Origin of the sequence: Micrococcus sp. KRD012, from assembly GCF_017168555.1 — a bacterium.
Classification (GTDB): Bacteria; Actinomycetota; Actinomycetes; order Actinomycetales; family Micrococcaceae; genus Micrococcus; species Micrococcus luteus.
On record NZ_JABFBB010000010.1, the window covers coordinates 52,612 to 66,108 of the forward strand.

General features: G+C 73.6%; 13 protein-coding genes. 7 read left to right on the forward strand and 6 right to left on the reverse strand.

The window, feature by feature from the left end; translation table 11 throughout:
- Positions 1 to 739, forward strand: a 739-nt coding sequence (locus tag J1M37_RS05675; protein WP_274607193.1) for a hypothetical protein, incomplete at its 5' end; no start/stop codon positions are given.
- A 4-nt stretch (positions 740 to 743) separates the two neighbouring features.
- Here J1M37_RS05675 and J1M37_RS05680 read toward each other — a convergent pair.
- Positions 744 to 1,925 (reverse strand): YihY/virulence factor BrkB family protein, encoded by a 1,182-nt coding sequence (locus tag J1M37_RS05680; protein ID WP_206452283.1) that lies wholly within the window; start codon positions 1,923 to 1,925, stop codon positions 744 to 746.
- A gap of 146 nt (positions 1,926 to 2,071) precedes the next feature.
- On the opposite strand from J1M37_RS05680, the gene clpB reads away from it, so the two are divergent.
- Positions 2,072 to 4,666 carry an ATP-dependent chaperone ClpB gene (gene clpB, locus J1M37_RS05685; RefSeq protein ID WP_206452284.1) on the forward strand — a complete coding sequence of 865 codons (2,595 nt, stop codon included), beginning with the start codon at positions 2,072 to 2,074 and terminating at the stop codon, positions 4,664 to 4,666.
- Positions 4,667 to 4,748: 82 nt separating this feature from the next.
- Here the strand turns inward: clpB and J1M37_RS05690 are convergent, their stop codons facing one another.
- Entirely contained in the window at positions 4,749 to 5,285 is a 537-nt protein-coding gene (locus J1M37_RS05690; RefSeq protein WP_168168011.1) for a hypothetical protein, read from the reverse strand.
- Positions 5,286 to 5,494: 209 nt separating this feature from the next.
- Here J1M37_RS05690 and J1M37_RS05695 point away from each other — a divergent pair, with 209 nt between their 5' ends.
- The gene (locus J1M37_RS05695) at positions 5,495 to 6,847 is read left to right on the forward strand and encodes a sensor histidine kinase (protein ID WP_206452285.1); all 1,353 of its coding nucleotides are present in this window, start codon (positions 5,495 to 5,497) and stop codon (positions 6,845 to 6,847) included.
- Positions 6,844 to 7,464 carry a response regulator transcription factor gene (locus tag J1M37_RS05700; protein ID WP_192593637.1) on the forward strand — a complete coding sequence of 207 codons (621 nt, stop codon included), beginning with the start codon at positions 6,844 to 6,846 and terminating at the stop codon, positions 7,462 to 7,464. Before J1M37_RS05695 ends, J1M37_RS05700 begins: the two co-directional genes overlap by 4 nt.
- 113 nt (positions 7,465 to 7,577) lie before the next feature.
- Here J1M37_RS05700 and J1M37_RS05705 read toward each other — a convergent pair whose 3' ends face one another.
- Positions 7,578 to 7,877 (reverse strand): M28 family peptidase, encoded by a 300-nt coding sequence (locus J1M37_RS05705; protein ID WP_206452286.1) that lies wholly within the window; start codon positions 7,875 to 7,877, stop codon positions 7,578 to 7,580.
- 154 nt (positions 7,878 to 8,031) lie between these two features.
- Between J1M37_RS05705 and J1M37_RS05710 the strand changes: the two genes are divergently transcribed.
- The 3 genes from J1M37_RS05710 (at position 8,032) to J1M37_RS05720 (ending at position 10,366) form a co-directional block, all read left to right on the forward strand.
- Entirely contained in the window at positions 8,032 to 8,238 is a 207-nt protein-coding gene (locus tag J1M37_RS05710; protein WP_036339330.1) for a DUF3073 domain-containing protein, read from the forward strand.
- Entirely contained in the window at positions 8,235 to 9,179 is a 945-nt protein-coding gene (locus J1M37_RS05715) for a Sir2 family NAD-dependent protein deacetylase (RefSeq protein WP_206452287.1), read from the forward strand. The genes J1M37_RS05710 and J1M37_RS05715 overlap by 4 nt, the downstream gene beginning before the upstream one ends.
- Before the next feature lie 197 nt (positions 9,180 to 9,376).
- Positions 9,377 to 10,366 (forward strand): type IV toxin-antitoxin system AbiEi family antitoxin domain-containing protein, encoded by a 990-nt coding sequence (locus tag J1M37_RS05720; protein ID WP_206452288.1) that lies wholly within the window; start codon positions 9,377 to 9,379, stop codon positions 10,364 to 10,366.
- Positions 10,367 to 10,433: 67 nt separating this feature from the next.
- On the opposite strand, the gene purM is transcribed toward J1M37_RS05720, so the two are convergent.
- The 3 genes from purM to J1M37_RS05735 are packed head-to-tail and all read right to left on the reverse strand — an operon-like array spanning position 10,434 to position 13,365.
- Positions 10,434 to 11,591 (reverse strand): phosphoribosylformylglycinamidine cyclo-ligase, encoded by a 1,158-nt coding sequence (gene purM, locus J1M37_RS05725; protein WP_145015378.1) that lies wholly within the window; start codon positions 11,589 to 11,591, stop codon positions 10,434 to 10,436.
- Entirely contained in the window at positions 11,588 to 13,201 is a 1,614-nt protein-coding gene (gene purF, locus J1M37_RS05730) for an amidophosphoribosyltransferase (protein WP_206452289.1), read from the reverse strand. The genes purM and purF overlap by 4 nt, the downstream gene beginning before the upstream one ends.
- Positions 13,198 to 13,365 (reverse strand): hypothetical protein, encoded by a 168-nt coding sequence (locus J1M37_RS05735; protein WP_206452307.1) that lies wholly within the window; start codon positions 13,363 to 13,365, stop codon positions 13,198 to 13,200. The genes purF and J1M37_RS05735 overlap by 4 nt, the downstream gene beginning before the upstream one ends.
- Between the last annotated feature and the right edge of the window lie 132 nt (positions 13,366 to 13,497).

Here is a 13,497-nt window from a genome sequence, read left to right on the forward strand (position 1 = left end):
AGGCCTCGCCGCCTCCCCCGCCGTCGCCCTGTCCCTGCTCGCCGTGGGCGCCCTCGCGCTCGTCGGCTGCGGCGGGGGAGGCGGCGAGGCCTCGTCCTCCTCGGCCGACGCGTCCGAGTCCGCCCCGACGGGGGCCGGCTCGGACCTCACGGACGAGCAGGAGGAGCGCGTGGAGGCGCTCGAGGACGTCCTGCTCACCCCGGAGACCGCGCCCGGCGGCGTGTTCACGGGCATGGAGACCCAGGCCGGCGGCGGCGAGCCGATCAGCACCAGCCTGAGCCTGACGGGCGTCACCCCCACGGGCGCCTGCGCGGACCTCATCGAGCAGATCAACACGCAGCAGGCGCCCGGGCTCGGCGGTGCGCTGGCCCAGTACGAGGTGGACCCGGCCGCCGTCACCGGCCTGGCCGGTTCCCAGGCCGGGGCGTTCGGCATGGTCGCGGTCACCGACGACGGCACCGATCTGCTGGCGCCCTTCGGCAAGCTGGCCGACACGTGCGGCACGTTCGGCGACCCGGACGGCGTCCAGGCGGCCTTCACGAAGGTGCCCGGCGTGCCGGACGCGGTCCACATCGCTCTGGGGAACTCGGGCATGGACACGGCCCTGTTCACCATGACCGTCGGCGGCGTCACGGACGGGGACGAGCTCGTGTACCTCGGCATGGTGGGCCTCGACGAGGAGATCGCGGCCGAGACGCTGCGTGCCCAGGTCGAGGCGTTCGAGGCCCGGGAGCGCTGACCTGTCAGTCGTCGGGCCGGGACGTCGGCTCGAGGCGGGCGCCATCGTCGGACACCGGGTCCGCGTGGAACGGGCTGCCCGAGCTGACGTCCTCCGGGTCCCGCCGCCCCGACTCGACCGCGAGGAGGCGCCCCTCCTCGGAGAGCAGGGGTGTGGCCTCGATCGTGAGGTCCTCGCCGGCGCGCACGGCGTCGGCCACGAGCCGGGCCAGGCGGCGGTTGCGGGCCTCGTACCGTTCGGAGGCCTCGAGCACCGCGGTGTGCCGCGTCGCCAGCTGGATCTCGACGGAGGCGTCGATGCCGACGGCCAGCTGGCGGGCACGCAGCACCTCCGCGTCGAAGGCGGCCCCGGCCAGCAGCACGATGCACGCCACCCACGCGAGGGCGAGCACGCCGATCGCGGAGTTGATCCGCCCGACCACGGCGAACTGGCCGAACCGGTCCGTGATCCAGCCCAGGGCCACGGTGGCGCCGAAGAGCAGGACCACCACGGCCACGGCGCCGAGCGAGAGCGGGCGGTAGCGGGGCTGCCGGACGTTGGGCCCCAGGCGGTAGGCGAGGGTCACGATCAGGGCGATCACCACGAGGATGACCGGCCACTTCACCACGTTCCACGTCTGGACCGTCTCCTCCGGCAGGCCGACGGCCTGGCCGAGGCGCAGGGAGAGGTCGCCGCCGACGACCACCAGGATCGTGATCAGCACGGCGCCGAGCATGAGGGCGAGCGTCTCGACGAAGACCACGAGGCGGAAGTGGAGGAAGGGCCGGCCCTCGCGGGTGTCGTGGATGCGGTGCATGGCCCGGTGGAACGCGCCGACGGCGCCCGAAGCGGACACCACGGTGCCGACGGCCCCGAGGACGACGGCGCCGGTGCCGGGCCCGGCCGAGCCGAGGGTCAGGATCCATTCGCGGACGACGTCGGGCGTCAGCGACGGCCAGATCTCGGCGGCCAGGTGGGCCGCGGCGTCCACGGTCTCCTCCTCGACGCCCAGCAGCGAGACCACGGAGAGCAGGGCGATGACGGTGGGCAGCAGGGACAGCGCCCCGAAGAAGGTCATGGCGGCGGCCACATCCCAGACCTGCAGCTCGAGGAGCCGGTGCAGGGTGCGGCGCAGGACGTACAGCAGGGACACCCGCGGTCGGGTGTACGTGCGGAGGCGCCGGGGCGCCGCTCGGGAGCCGGCCATGGCACCAACGTACCGGCGCGAGGGGGAATAGCCCTGGTGCGTGGAGGGTTGAGCTATATAGACTCAACTTCGTCTGCGGCGGGAACGGCCCGCGGTCGACGGTTGTCCGACACCCCGGGACACGGGAGAGAAGGAGCCAGTAGCCCATGGATGCCAAGTTCACCACCAAGAGCCAGGAGGCGCTCTCGGCCGCGGCCATGAACGCCTCCACCGCCGGCAACCCCCAGGTCGAGCCGGCCCACCTGCTGAAGGCCCTGATGGACCAGCGGGAGTCCGTCGCCGTGGCCGTCCTCAAGGCCGCCGGGGCCGACCCCGACGCCGTCTCCACGGCGGCCTCCTCGGCCATCCGACGCCTGCCCTCCACCCAGGGCAGCACGGTGGCCCAGCCCCAGTTCTCGCGCGCCGCCCTGCAGGTCGTGCAGAACGCGCGCACCCAGGCCGAGCAGCGCTCGGACGAGTTCGTCTCCACCGAGCACCTGCTGCTCGGCGTGGCAGCGGACTCCGGCGAGGCCGGTGAGGCACTGCGCTCGAACGGGGCGAGCCTCGAGGCGCTCGCCGCCGCCCTGACCCTGGTGCGCGGCGACTCCCGCGTCACCACCCAGGACCCGGAGACCACCTTCCAGTCCCTGGAGAAGTACGGCACGGACCTCACCGAGATCGCCCGCTCCGGCAAGCTCGACCCGGTGATCGGCCGCGACGCGGAGATCCGCCGTGTGGTGCAGGTGCTCTCGCGCCGCACTAAGAACAACCCCGTGCTCATCGGCGAGCCCGGCGTCGGCAAGACCGCCGTCGTCGAGGGCCTGGCCCAGCGGATGGTGGCCGGGGACGTCCCCGAGTCCCTGCGCGGCAAGACGCTGATCAGCCTGGACCTGGGCGCCATGGTCGCCGGCGCCAAGTACCGCGGCGAGTTCGAGGAGCGCCTGAAGGCCGTCCTCGAGGAGATCAAGGCCGCCGAGGGGCAGGTCGTCACGTTCATCGACGAGATCCACACCGTCGTGGGTGCGGGCGCGTCCGAGGGCGCCATGGACGCCGGCAACATGCTCAAGCCCATGCTGGCCCGCGGCGAGCTGCGCCTGATCGGCGCGACCACCTTGGACGAGTACCGCGAGAACATCGAGAAGGACCCCGCCCTGGAGCGCCGCTTCCAGCAGGTCTTCGTGGGCGAGCCCAGCGTGGACGACACGATCGCCATCCTGCGCGGGCTCAAGGAGCGCTACGAGGCCCACCACAAGGTGGCCATCGCCGACTCCGCGCTCGTGGCCGCGGCCACGCTGTCCCACCGGTACATCACCGGCCGCCAGCTGCCGGACAAGGCCATCGACCTCGTGGACGAGGCCGCCTCACGCCTGCGCATGGAGATCGACTCCGCCCCGGAGGAGATCGACGTCCTGCGCCGCCAGGTGGACCGCCTGACCATGGAGGAGCTCGCCCTCGAAGGCGAGACGGACCCCGCGTCCATCGAGCGGCTCGACGCCCTGCGCGCGGAGAAGGCGGACCGCGAGGAGGAGCTCACCGCCCTCACCGCCCGCTGGGACGCGGAGAAGGCCACCCTCAACCAGGCCGGCGACCTGCGCGCCAAGGTGGACGAGCTGCGTTCGCTCGCCGAGAAGGCCCAACGCGACGGCGACCTCGCCGAGGCCTCCCGCCTGCTGTACGGCGAGATCCCCGCGCTGGAGAAGCAGCTCGAGGAGGCGGACCGCGCCGCCCGCGAGGCCGACCGCTCGGCCACCGAGCCGATGGTCTCCGAGGAGGTCACGGCGGACGACATCGCCGAGGTGGTCTCCGCCTGGACCGGCATCCCCGCCGGGCGCATGCTCACCGCCGAGTCCGAGAAGCTGCTCACCATGGAGGAGCACCTCGGCGAGCGGCTGATCGGGCAGCGGGACGCCGTCGTCGCCGTCGCGGACGCGGTGCGCCGCTCGCGGGCCGGCATCGCGGACCCGAACCGGCCCACGGGCTCGTTCCTGTTCCTGGGCCCCACGGGCGTGGGCAAGACCGAGCTGGCCAAGGCGCTCGCGGAGTTCCTCTTCGACGACGAGCGCGCCATGGTGCGGATCGACATGTCCGAGTACGCGGAGAAGCACTCCGTCTCCCGCCTGGTCGGCGCCCCTCCGGGCTACGTCGGCTACGACGAGGGCGGCCAGCTCACGGAGGCCGTGCGGCGTCGCCCGTACTCGGTGGTGCTGCTGGACGAGGTGGAGAAGGCCCACCCCGAGGTCTTCGACATCCTGCTCCAGGTGCTCGACGACGGCCGCCTCACCGACGGCCAGGGCCGCACCGTGGACTTCCGCAACGTGATCCTGATCCTCACCTCGAACCTGGGCTCGCAGTTCCTCGTGGACCCGACCCTGGACGAGGCCGCCAAGCGCGAGTCCGTGATGTCCGTGGTGCGCGGGGCGTTCAAGCCCGAGTTCCTCAACCGCCTGGACGAGATCGTGCAGTTCGACGCGCTCACCGTGGCCGAGCTGACGCGGATCGTGGACCTGCAGGTCGAGTCCCTGCAGGCGCGCCTGACGGACCGCCGCCTCACCCTCGAGGTGTCCGACGCCGCCAAGGCGTGGCTCGCCGAGACCGGGTTCGACCCGGCCTACGGCGCCCGGCCCCTGCGCCGCCTGGTGCAGCGCGAGATCGGCGACCGCCTGGCCCGCGGCATCCTCGCCGGGGAGATCGCGGACGGGGACACCGTGGTCGTGGACCGCGTCGAGGGCGAGAACGGCCTCACCGTGACCCGGAAGGGCTGACGCCGGGACCGACGGACCGAGGGCCGTGCCCACCCCCGTGCTCGGGGGCGGGCACGGCCCTCGGCCCGTCCACGGGCGAGGTTCAGAAGGTGCCCGGTGTCGCGTCCCGCACGCCGCTCCAGCTCACGAGGCCGAAGGCCACGCACGCCGTCAGCGCCGTGTAGAGGACGATGGCGACGGCCTGCCACGCCATCACACGGTGCCGGTTCGCCCCGAAGGACACCATGGCCGGGGCCGCCACGTGCCCCGGGATGAGGAACCAGGGGCCGAGCAGGCTCAGCCCGGGCACACCCCACGCCTCGAAGCGACGGTGCAGGTGGACGTGGCGCTCGGCCACCGGGGTGCCGGGGCCGGTCGCCGGAACCGCGGCGTCGGCGGCCACCCCACGGCGCGCCGTGACGGCGGAGCGCACGCCGTGGGCCGCGTAGACCAGGAGCGCGACGGCGAGGAGGTTGCCCAGCACAGCGGCGGGGATGGCCACCCACGGGTGCACCCCGACGACGACGCCGATCAGCCCGGCGCCCTCGCCCTCGACGAACGGCACGAGGCCGGCAAGGAAGACGCCGAGGCCCTGCAGGCCGTCGGGCAGTCCCATCACGAACTCGCGTGCGGTGTTCATCAGGTCCATCGTGACCACGTTCCTCTCCAGCGATCTCGTTCGGGAAACCATCGCGTTCCCCGTCGTCGTTCGGGATCCGGTCGGGCTCCCGAGCCCTGACTCCAGCCTTCCGGCCGCCGCCCGTCCTCAGAAGTGCCGTGCGGTCACCTCCGCCCGGGCAGATCCGCACGGCGGACCATGACAGTTGTCACGCCCGTAGGGTGAGGCCCATGAGGATCGAGGGGAACCACGACGACGGCCGCCCGGCCCCGCCGGCCGCCGCGCCGGGGCGCCGTCCGACCGGTGCCCTGCCCACGGCCAACCCGGCGGGCATGCGGTCGGCCGGGCCCACCGGGCCCGGCCCGTACTCCGGCGACCTCACCGGCGCGTGGTGGTACACCTGGACCGGCTTCCTGCTCTGCGTCCTGATGATCGCCGGCTTCTCCGCGTTCGGCCCGCTGTCCCACCTGCGGGAGCACCTGGAGGCCGGTCACACCGAGCAGGTCGTCGCACTGGCGGTCCTGCTCCTGCTCCACGTCCTCGGAGTCGTCGGCCAGCTGCACGTCGCCCGCCACTTCCAGGCCCCGCCGCCCGAGGAGACGGAGGGGCCGGTGTTCGGCCGGCGGGACCTGGCCTGGCTGTTCGGCCCCACCGTCCCGCTCGCGCTCGCCGGTGCCGTCTTTCCGGCGCTGGGGCTCACAGGGACGGGCACGTGGTGGGCCCTGCCCCTCTGGCTGTCCTCCCTCGTCCTCGCCCTGCTGGTGCACCCGTGCCGGCGGCGTCCCGTCCTCTGGGGCGGCTTGGCGGCCTCACTCGTCCTCGGGGCGGCGGCGGTCCTCCAGGATCCCGCGGGGCCCGCCGACACGGCCGTCGGCTTCCTCGTCTGGTGCGTGATCACCGCCTGCATGATCGTCCCCACGGTCTGGTTCTGGAGACTGATGCAGCGCCTCGACAACGCCCGGCGGCAGGCCGCGGACCTCGCCGTCACCCGCGAGCGGCTGCGCTTCGCCGCCGACCTGCACGACGTCCAGGGCCACCACCTGCAGGTCATCGCACTCAAGGCCGAGCTCGCCGAGCGCCTGCTGGCCAAGGGCCGGACCGAGGACGCCGAAGCCTCGCTCCACGAGGTGCGCGAGCAGGCCCGGGAGGCGCTCGCCGAGACCCGGGCCCTCGTCCGCGACCTCCGCGAGGTCTCCGCCGAGCGCGAGCTGGTCAACGCGAAGGAGGTGCTCACCGCCGCCGGCACCGCCACCGAGGTCGGCGCCGACCCGCACCTGGGCCCACTCGGCACGGCGGCCGGCCGTCTGGTCGGTCTGGCCGTCCGCGAGGCCACCACGAACATCCTGCGCCACGCCTCGGCCGGCCACGCCCGCATCGAGCTCACCGCGGCCGGCCCGGACGCCGTGCGCCTGGTCATCGTCAACGACGGCGCTCCCACGGCGGACGCCGGCACCGGCGGCACCGGGCTGGCGGCCCTGGCCGAGCGCGCGGAGGCGGCCGGCGGGACCCTGACCGCCACCCAGGCGGGCGGGGAGTTCACCCTGACCCTGACCGTGCCCCGCACCGAGAAGGAGATCGCATGAGTGCCCCGACCGAAAGGATCCGCGTGCTCGTCGCCGACGACGAGGTCCTCATCCGCGGCGCCGTGGAGGCGCTGCTCGCCCTGGAGGAGGACCTGGAGGTGCTGCCCGGCGTCTCCGACGGCATCGCCGCCGTGGCCGCCGCGCAGGAGCACCGCCCGGACGTCTGCCTGCTGGACCTGGAGATGCCGGGGCTGGACGGCGTGGAGGCCGCCCGACAGATCCTGCGCTCGGTGCCCACGAAGGTCGTCATCTTCACCCGGCACGCCCGACCCGGCGTGCTGCGCCGGGCGCTCGCGGAGCAGGTGTCCGGGTTCGTCCCGAAGTCGACGCCGGCCGAGGAGCTGGCCGTCGTCCTGCGGCAGGTGGTGGCGGGCCGGCGCTACGTGGATCCCGAGATCGCCGCCTCCGCGCTGACGGCCGAGCGCAGCCCCCTGACGGAGCGCGAGCTGGACGTGCTGCGGGCCGGGCGGGACGCCGCCCGCGTGGAGGACATCGCCGCCGCCCTGCACCTGGCCCCGGGGACCGTGCGGAACCACGTCTCGAACGCGATCGGCAAGCTCGGTGTGCGGACCCGCCAGGAGGCCGAACGGGCCGCATGGGAGGCCGGCTGGATCTGAGCGCGGCCGGCCCTGCAGGAGACGCGCCGGGGGCGGTTTCGGGTGGTATCCGGCCTGGATACCACCCGAAACCGCCCCCGACGGCATCTGTGAGACGGACGGAGCCGCTCGGGTCAGCGGGTGCCGAGGGCGTCGGCGTCCTGCTGGAGGGTGCCGATCAGGTTCGCCACCGCGCGGGCCGTGTGGGTCGGCGTGGTGATGGAGACGTTGTCGATGTCGTCCTGGGGCGTGTGGTAGTTGTCGTCGCGGATCGAGAGCAGGCCCGTCGAGGCGATGCCCGCGTCCACGAACGGCGCGTAGTCCGAGCGGCCGTTGCTGCCCTCGGGCTGGTGCGCGTGGCCGTCGCGGTCGAGCTGTGCGCCGAGCAGGGACTCAGCACCGATCGACCCGCGCCGCACCCGGCGCCCCCGCATGCCCCGCCGGACCGGGCCGGCCGTCGTCGTCCGCGGGCCGTCCGGCCGGTCATGTATCCTTGTCCGCACGAACCATATTGACCAGTGAGTACCTCGGCGGGCCCCTGTGCGCCACAGATCCGAGGCGGCGAGAGATGCGAAGGGGGTCACGCTCATGGGGCGCGGCCGTCAGAAGGCGAAGGCCACGAAGCAGGCACGGGAGATGAAGTACTTCTCTCCCGGAACAGACCTCTCGGCACTGGAGCGAGAGCTCACGGGCGGGCGCACGCGCAGCCCGGAGCCGGACCAGGAGCCCGAGTACGAGGATCCCTACGAGGACCTCTACGCGGAGGACGAGGACGACGACGCGCGGGCGCGATGACGCCCGCACGGCATCCGGCCCTGGACGGGCATCAGGCCGCCCTGCGGTCGATCGCCAGGGTGGTGGATGAGACAGCACCGCTGCAGGACCCCGAGACGGCGTCTCGGGGTCTGCTGCGTCTGATGGAGGAGTCCCGCCCGCTCGTGATCACCGGGGCCGGCGTGTCCACGGACTCCGGCATCCCGGACTACCGGGGGCCGAACGGGTCCCTGCACCGCCACCGGCCGATGACGTACCAGGAGTTCCGGGACGACCCGGCCGCCCGCCACCGCTACTGGGCGCGCTCCTTCGTGGGCTGGCGTCGCATGGACCAGGCCCGGCCGAACGAGGCGCACCGCATCCTCGCGCGCTGGGCGGCCGAGGGGCGCATCGCCGGCATCCTGACCCAGAACGTGGACGGGCTGCATGCCGAGGCCGGACGCGCGGCGGGCATGCCGGAGGACCGGCTGATCGAGCTCCACGGGGACCTGGCGCGCGTGGCCTGCCTGGACTGCGGGGCCACCGAGTCCCGCCGTGACCTGGACCTGCGGCTCGAGGCCGCCAATCCGGGCTACCTCGAGCGGGTGGCGATCGACCCGGACGCCGTGAACCCCGACGGGGACGTCTCCCTCGACCAGCACTGGGTGGATGAGTTCACGATGGTCGGCTGCCGGGTCTGCGGCTCCGTGAAGCTCAAGCCGGACGTCGTGTACTTCGGCGAGTCCGTGCCCGCGGCGCGACGCGCGGCCGCGGAGGCGATGGCCGACGACGGCGGCACGGTGCTCGCCGTCGGCACCTCGCTGGCCGTGATGAGCGGCTACCGGTTCATGCTGCGGGCCGAGCGGGCCGGGCATGCGACGGGGCTGATCAACCTCGGCCCCACCCGCGCCGACCCCAAGGCCCGCTGGCGCTGGCGCGCCCCGGTCGCCGACGCGCTGGCCTGGCTCGACGCCCGCCTCTGACCCCCCCCACGTTTTCGTTCGGGAAACGGCGGACGCCGGGGCGTTTTCGTTCGGGAAACGGCGGGCGTCGGGGGTGTGGACACCGGGTGGCCCGGGGCCACGCACGACTCCTGCACAGGTGGCGCCGCCGGCGTCGTCGTCCACGGTGGGTGCTCCTGAGCGGGCGGGATAGGCCGGGTTGAGCCATCGTCACGGGCATGGCCACGTCTTCCCTGCCCTTGCCGGACATCGTCGAGGCCGGCCGGCCGTTCACCCGTGGCGACCTGCGCGCGGCCGGGGTCTCGGAGCGACTGGTCCGCGGCGGTGACGTGCGGCGCGTGACGCATGGGGTCCATCGGCTCCGGTCTGACCACCTCGGCTCGTGGGCGGATCTCGGCTACGCCGAGGCCCCCGCTCCCTTCGCGCCGGAGGAGACGGCCGCGATCGTGGATGCGAGCGGGGGAGTGGCGTCCCACCTCACGGCGCTGCTCCTGCACCGCGTGCCGCTGCCGCCGTTCCTGGCGGAGGACGGCACCGTGCACGTCTCCCGGCCACACCCGCGCGGGGCGAGCGTCCGACCGGAGATCACCTCGCATGCCCGCCTCGTCCCGGCCGCGGACGTCACGGCCCTCCACGGGATCCGCCTGACGAGCCTGGAGCGATCCTGGGCGGATCTGGCCGCGCTGCTCCGTCCAGGCATGCTCGAGCCCGTCGTGGCGGCCGGGGACGCCCTCGTCCATCGGCCGTGGTCGCCGGAGGGGCGTCGCTCACCACGGACCACGACGGCGGCCCTGCGGTCCGCGCTCCTGCGTGCCGGACGGTTCAAGGGAGTGCGCACCGCCCGTGCCGCACTCGAGCTGGTGCGGGTGGGCGCGGATTCCCCGCAGGAGACAGCCCTGCGGCTGGCCCTGGTCCACGCCGGCCTGCCCGAGCCGGAGCTCCAGCTGGTGCTGCACCCGGGCCGGGCCCGGTCGCCGGACGCGGATCTGGGGTGGCGGCAGTGGCGCGTGGTGGTCCACTACGACGGCGGTCATCACCTCGATCCTGCACAGGTCGCCGTGGACGCGTGGCGGGATGAGGGGTGGGCGTGCGCGGGCTGGACGCAGATCTGGGCCACGGTGGACGACGCGCGGGACGACTTCCGGCGCGTCGTCGCCGAGGTGCAGGCGCACCGGGCCCGGCTCGGCGGGCGGATCTTCGCGTCGTGAACCGCCGTTTCCCGAACGAAAACACCCCGGAGGCCGCCGTTTCCCGAACGAAAACGCCCCCGGGGGGTCAGGCGGCGTACTGGCCGCGCATCAGCACGGCGCCGCCGTCGACGCCCTTGGCGCCCTGCACGAAGTCCAGGCCTGCGGCCGCCGCGTCGTCGGTGAGGGCGCCGATGGTGCCCATCTCCCACGCGTCGATGCCGGCGTCCACGAGCACGGAGATCGACGTCGCGGCCACCTCCGGGTCCACCACGGCCACCATGCCCACGCCGAGGTTGAGGGTGCGCTCGAGGTCGGACTGCGGAACGCGGCCGAGCTCGCCCACCAGGCGGAACACGGGCGGCAGGGACCAGGTGTCGCGCTCGACGGTCGCCATGAGGCCCTGCGGGAGCACGCGCGCCAGGTTCGCGGCCAGGCCGCCGCCGGTCACGTGGCTGAACGCGCGCACCGGCAGGTCCGAGCCGCCGTCGTGGCCGTTGAGGCGCTGCACCAGGTCGAGGCAGGCGCGGGAGTAGATGCGGGTCGGCACGAGCAGCTCCTCGCCGAGGGTGCAGCCGAGCTCGGTGACCTCGCGGTCGAGGGACCAGCCCGCGGCGTTCACCACCCGGCGCACGAGCGAGTAGCCATTCGAGTGGATGCCGGAGGAGGCCATGCCGATCACGACGTCGCCGGACTGCACCCGCTCCGCGCCCAGGACCATGTCCGCCTCGACCACGCCGGTGGCCGCGCCCGCCACGTCGTACTCGTCCACGGCCAGCAGGCCCGGGTGCTCGGCGGTCTCGCCGCCCACGAGCGCGGTGTCGGCCAGGCGGCAGCCCTCGGCCACGCCGCGCACGATGTCCGCGATGCGCTCGGGCACGACCTTGCCGCACGCGATGTAGTCGGTCATGAACAGGGGCTGGGCGCCGACCACCACGATGTCGTCCACGACCATGCCCACGAGGTCCTGGCCGATGGTGTCGTGCTTGTCCATCGCCTGTGCGATCGCCACCTTGGTGCCGACGCCGTCCGTGGACGTGGTCAGCAGCGGCTTGCGGTACTGCAGCAGCGCGGAGGCGTCCCACATGCCGGCGAAGCCGCCGATGCCGCCCATGACCTCGGGGGTGTGGGTGGCCTTCACGGCGTCCTTCATCAGCTCGACGGCGCGGTCGCCGGCCTCCACGTCGACGCCGGCCGAGGCGTAGGTGATCGGGGCGGCGGAGGAGGGGGTCTGGTTCGGGGTCACAGCGGGGTCCTGTCCGTCTCGGTGAGCAGCTTCTCGTCGTCGGCGTCCGGGCCGGGCTCGCAGCCCGTGGCGGTCACGGTGGTGGTCTCGCCGCCCTCGTCCAGCACCACGGTGGACGCGGGCGACACGGCGACCGGCTCCAGCAGGCCCTTGCCGCGCTCGCCCTCGTCGGCCAGCGGGATCGGGTAGTCGCCGGTGAAGCAGGCGGTGCACAGGCGCTCGCGCGGCTGCCCGGTGGCCTCGATCATGCCGTCCTCGCTGATGTAGGCCAGCGAGTCGGCGCCGATGGACGCGGCGATCTGGTCCACCGCGGCGCCGTTGGCGATGAGCTCGGCGCGGGTGGCGAAGTCGATGCCGTAGAAGCAGGGCCACTTCACGGGCGGGGAGGAGATCTTCACGTGCACCTCGGCGGCGCCGGCCTCCTTGAGCATCCGCACGACGGCGCGCTGGGTGTTGCCCCGCACGATCGAGTCGTCCACCACCACGACGCGCTTGCCGGCCACCACGGTGGACTCGACGTTGAGCTTGAGGCGGATGCCGAGCTGGCGCAGCGTCTGGGACGGCTGGATGAAGGTGCGGCCCACGTACGCGTTCTTCACGAACCCCTGGCGGAACGGCAGGCCCGAGGCGTCCGCGTAGCCCACGGCGGCGGGCGTGCCGGACTCGGGCACGGGGATCACGACGTCGGCCTCGACCGGCTGCTCGAGCGCGAGGCGGCGGCCCATCTCCACGCGGGACTCGTACACGGAGCGCCCGGCGATCGTGGCGTCCGGCCGGGCGAGGTAGACGTACTCGAACACGCAGCCGGCCGGCTTGGACTCGGCGAAGCGGGTGGAGCGGATGCCCTCCTCGTCGATCGCGATCATCTCGCCGGGCTCGACCTCCCGAATGAAGGAGGCGCCGACGGTGGCGAGGGCCGACTGCTCGGAGGCCACCACCCAGCCCCGCTCGAGGCGGCCGAGCACGAGCGGGCGCACGCCCTGCGGGTCGCGGGCGGCGTAGAGGGTGTGCTCGTCCATGAACACGAAGCAGTAGGCGCCGCGGATCTTCGGCAGCAGCTCGAGGGCGGTCTCCTCGAGGCGGTCCCCGGGGGTGCCGTGCAGCAGGGCCGTGACCAGGGCGGTGTCCGTGGTATTGCCCTGCTTCATCTCACCGTGGGTGTGGCGTCCGTCCGCGGCGTGCACCATGCGCAGCAGCTCGGCGGAGTTCACGAGGTTGCCGTTGTGCGCCAGGGCGACCGTGCCGTCGTCGGCGGTGGCGCCCAGGGTGGGCTGGGCGTTGGCCCACTTGTTCACGCCGGTGGTGGAGTAGCGGCAGTGGCCGACGGCGATGTGGCCGCTCAGTGCGGTCAGGGTGGCCTCGTCGAACACCTGGGAGACCAGGCCGATGTCCTTGTAGACGGCGATGCGCCCGCCGTCCGAGACGGCGATGCCCGCGGACTCCTGGCCGCGGTGCTGGAGGGCGTACAGGCCGTAGTAGGCCAGTTTCGCGACCTCCTCGCCCGGCGCCCACACGCCGAACACGCCGCATTCGTCCTGCAGCCCCTGGTCCTGGGGGTCGAGGGCGGCGGTCAGGCGGCCGTCGCCTCGTCGGGTGCGCGGTGCGATCACTGCTCGGGGGTCCTTTCGGTGGGGGTGGCGTGGACCGCGGTGGTAATCACGAGTGCGATCAGCAGGCCGAGCGCGAGCGCCACCGCGAGCACCGCGGTCAGCCGCGGGGCGCGACGGACGGTGTAGGCGCGCTGATCGGGGGTCGGCTCGGGGGCGGAGGTCATGCGCGCCAGTCTATCGAGTCGGCCGCTGGGGCCAGTCCCGGGTGCCCGCGGCGGGATCGGCACAGCTGCATCCCGCGACGCGGAACGGTGCCGACGTTCGAACGGTCGGTGCCGCCGAGAGGACTGCCGGAC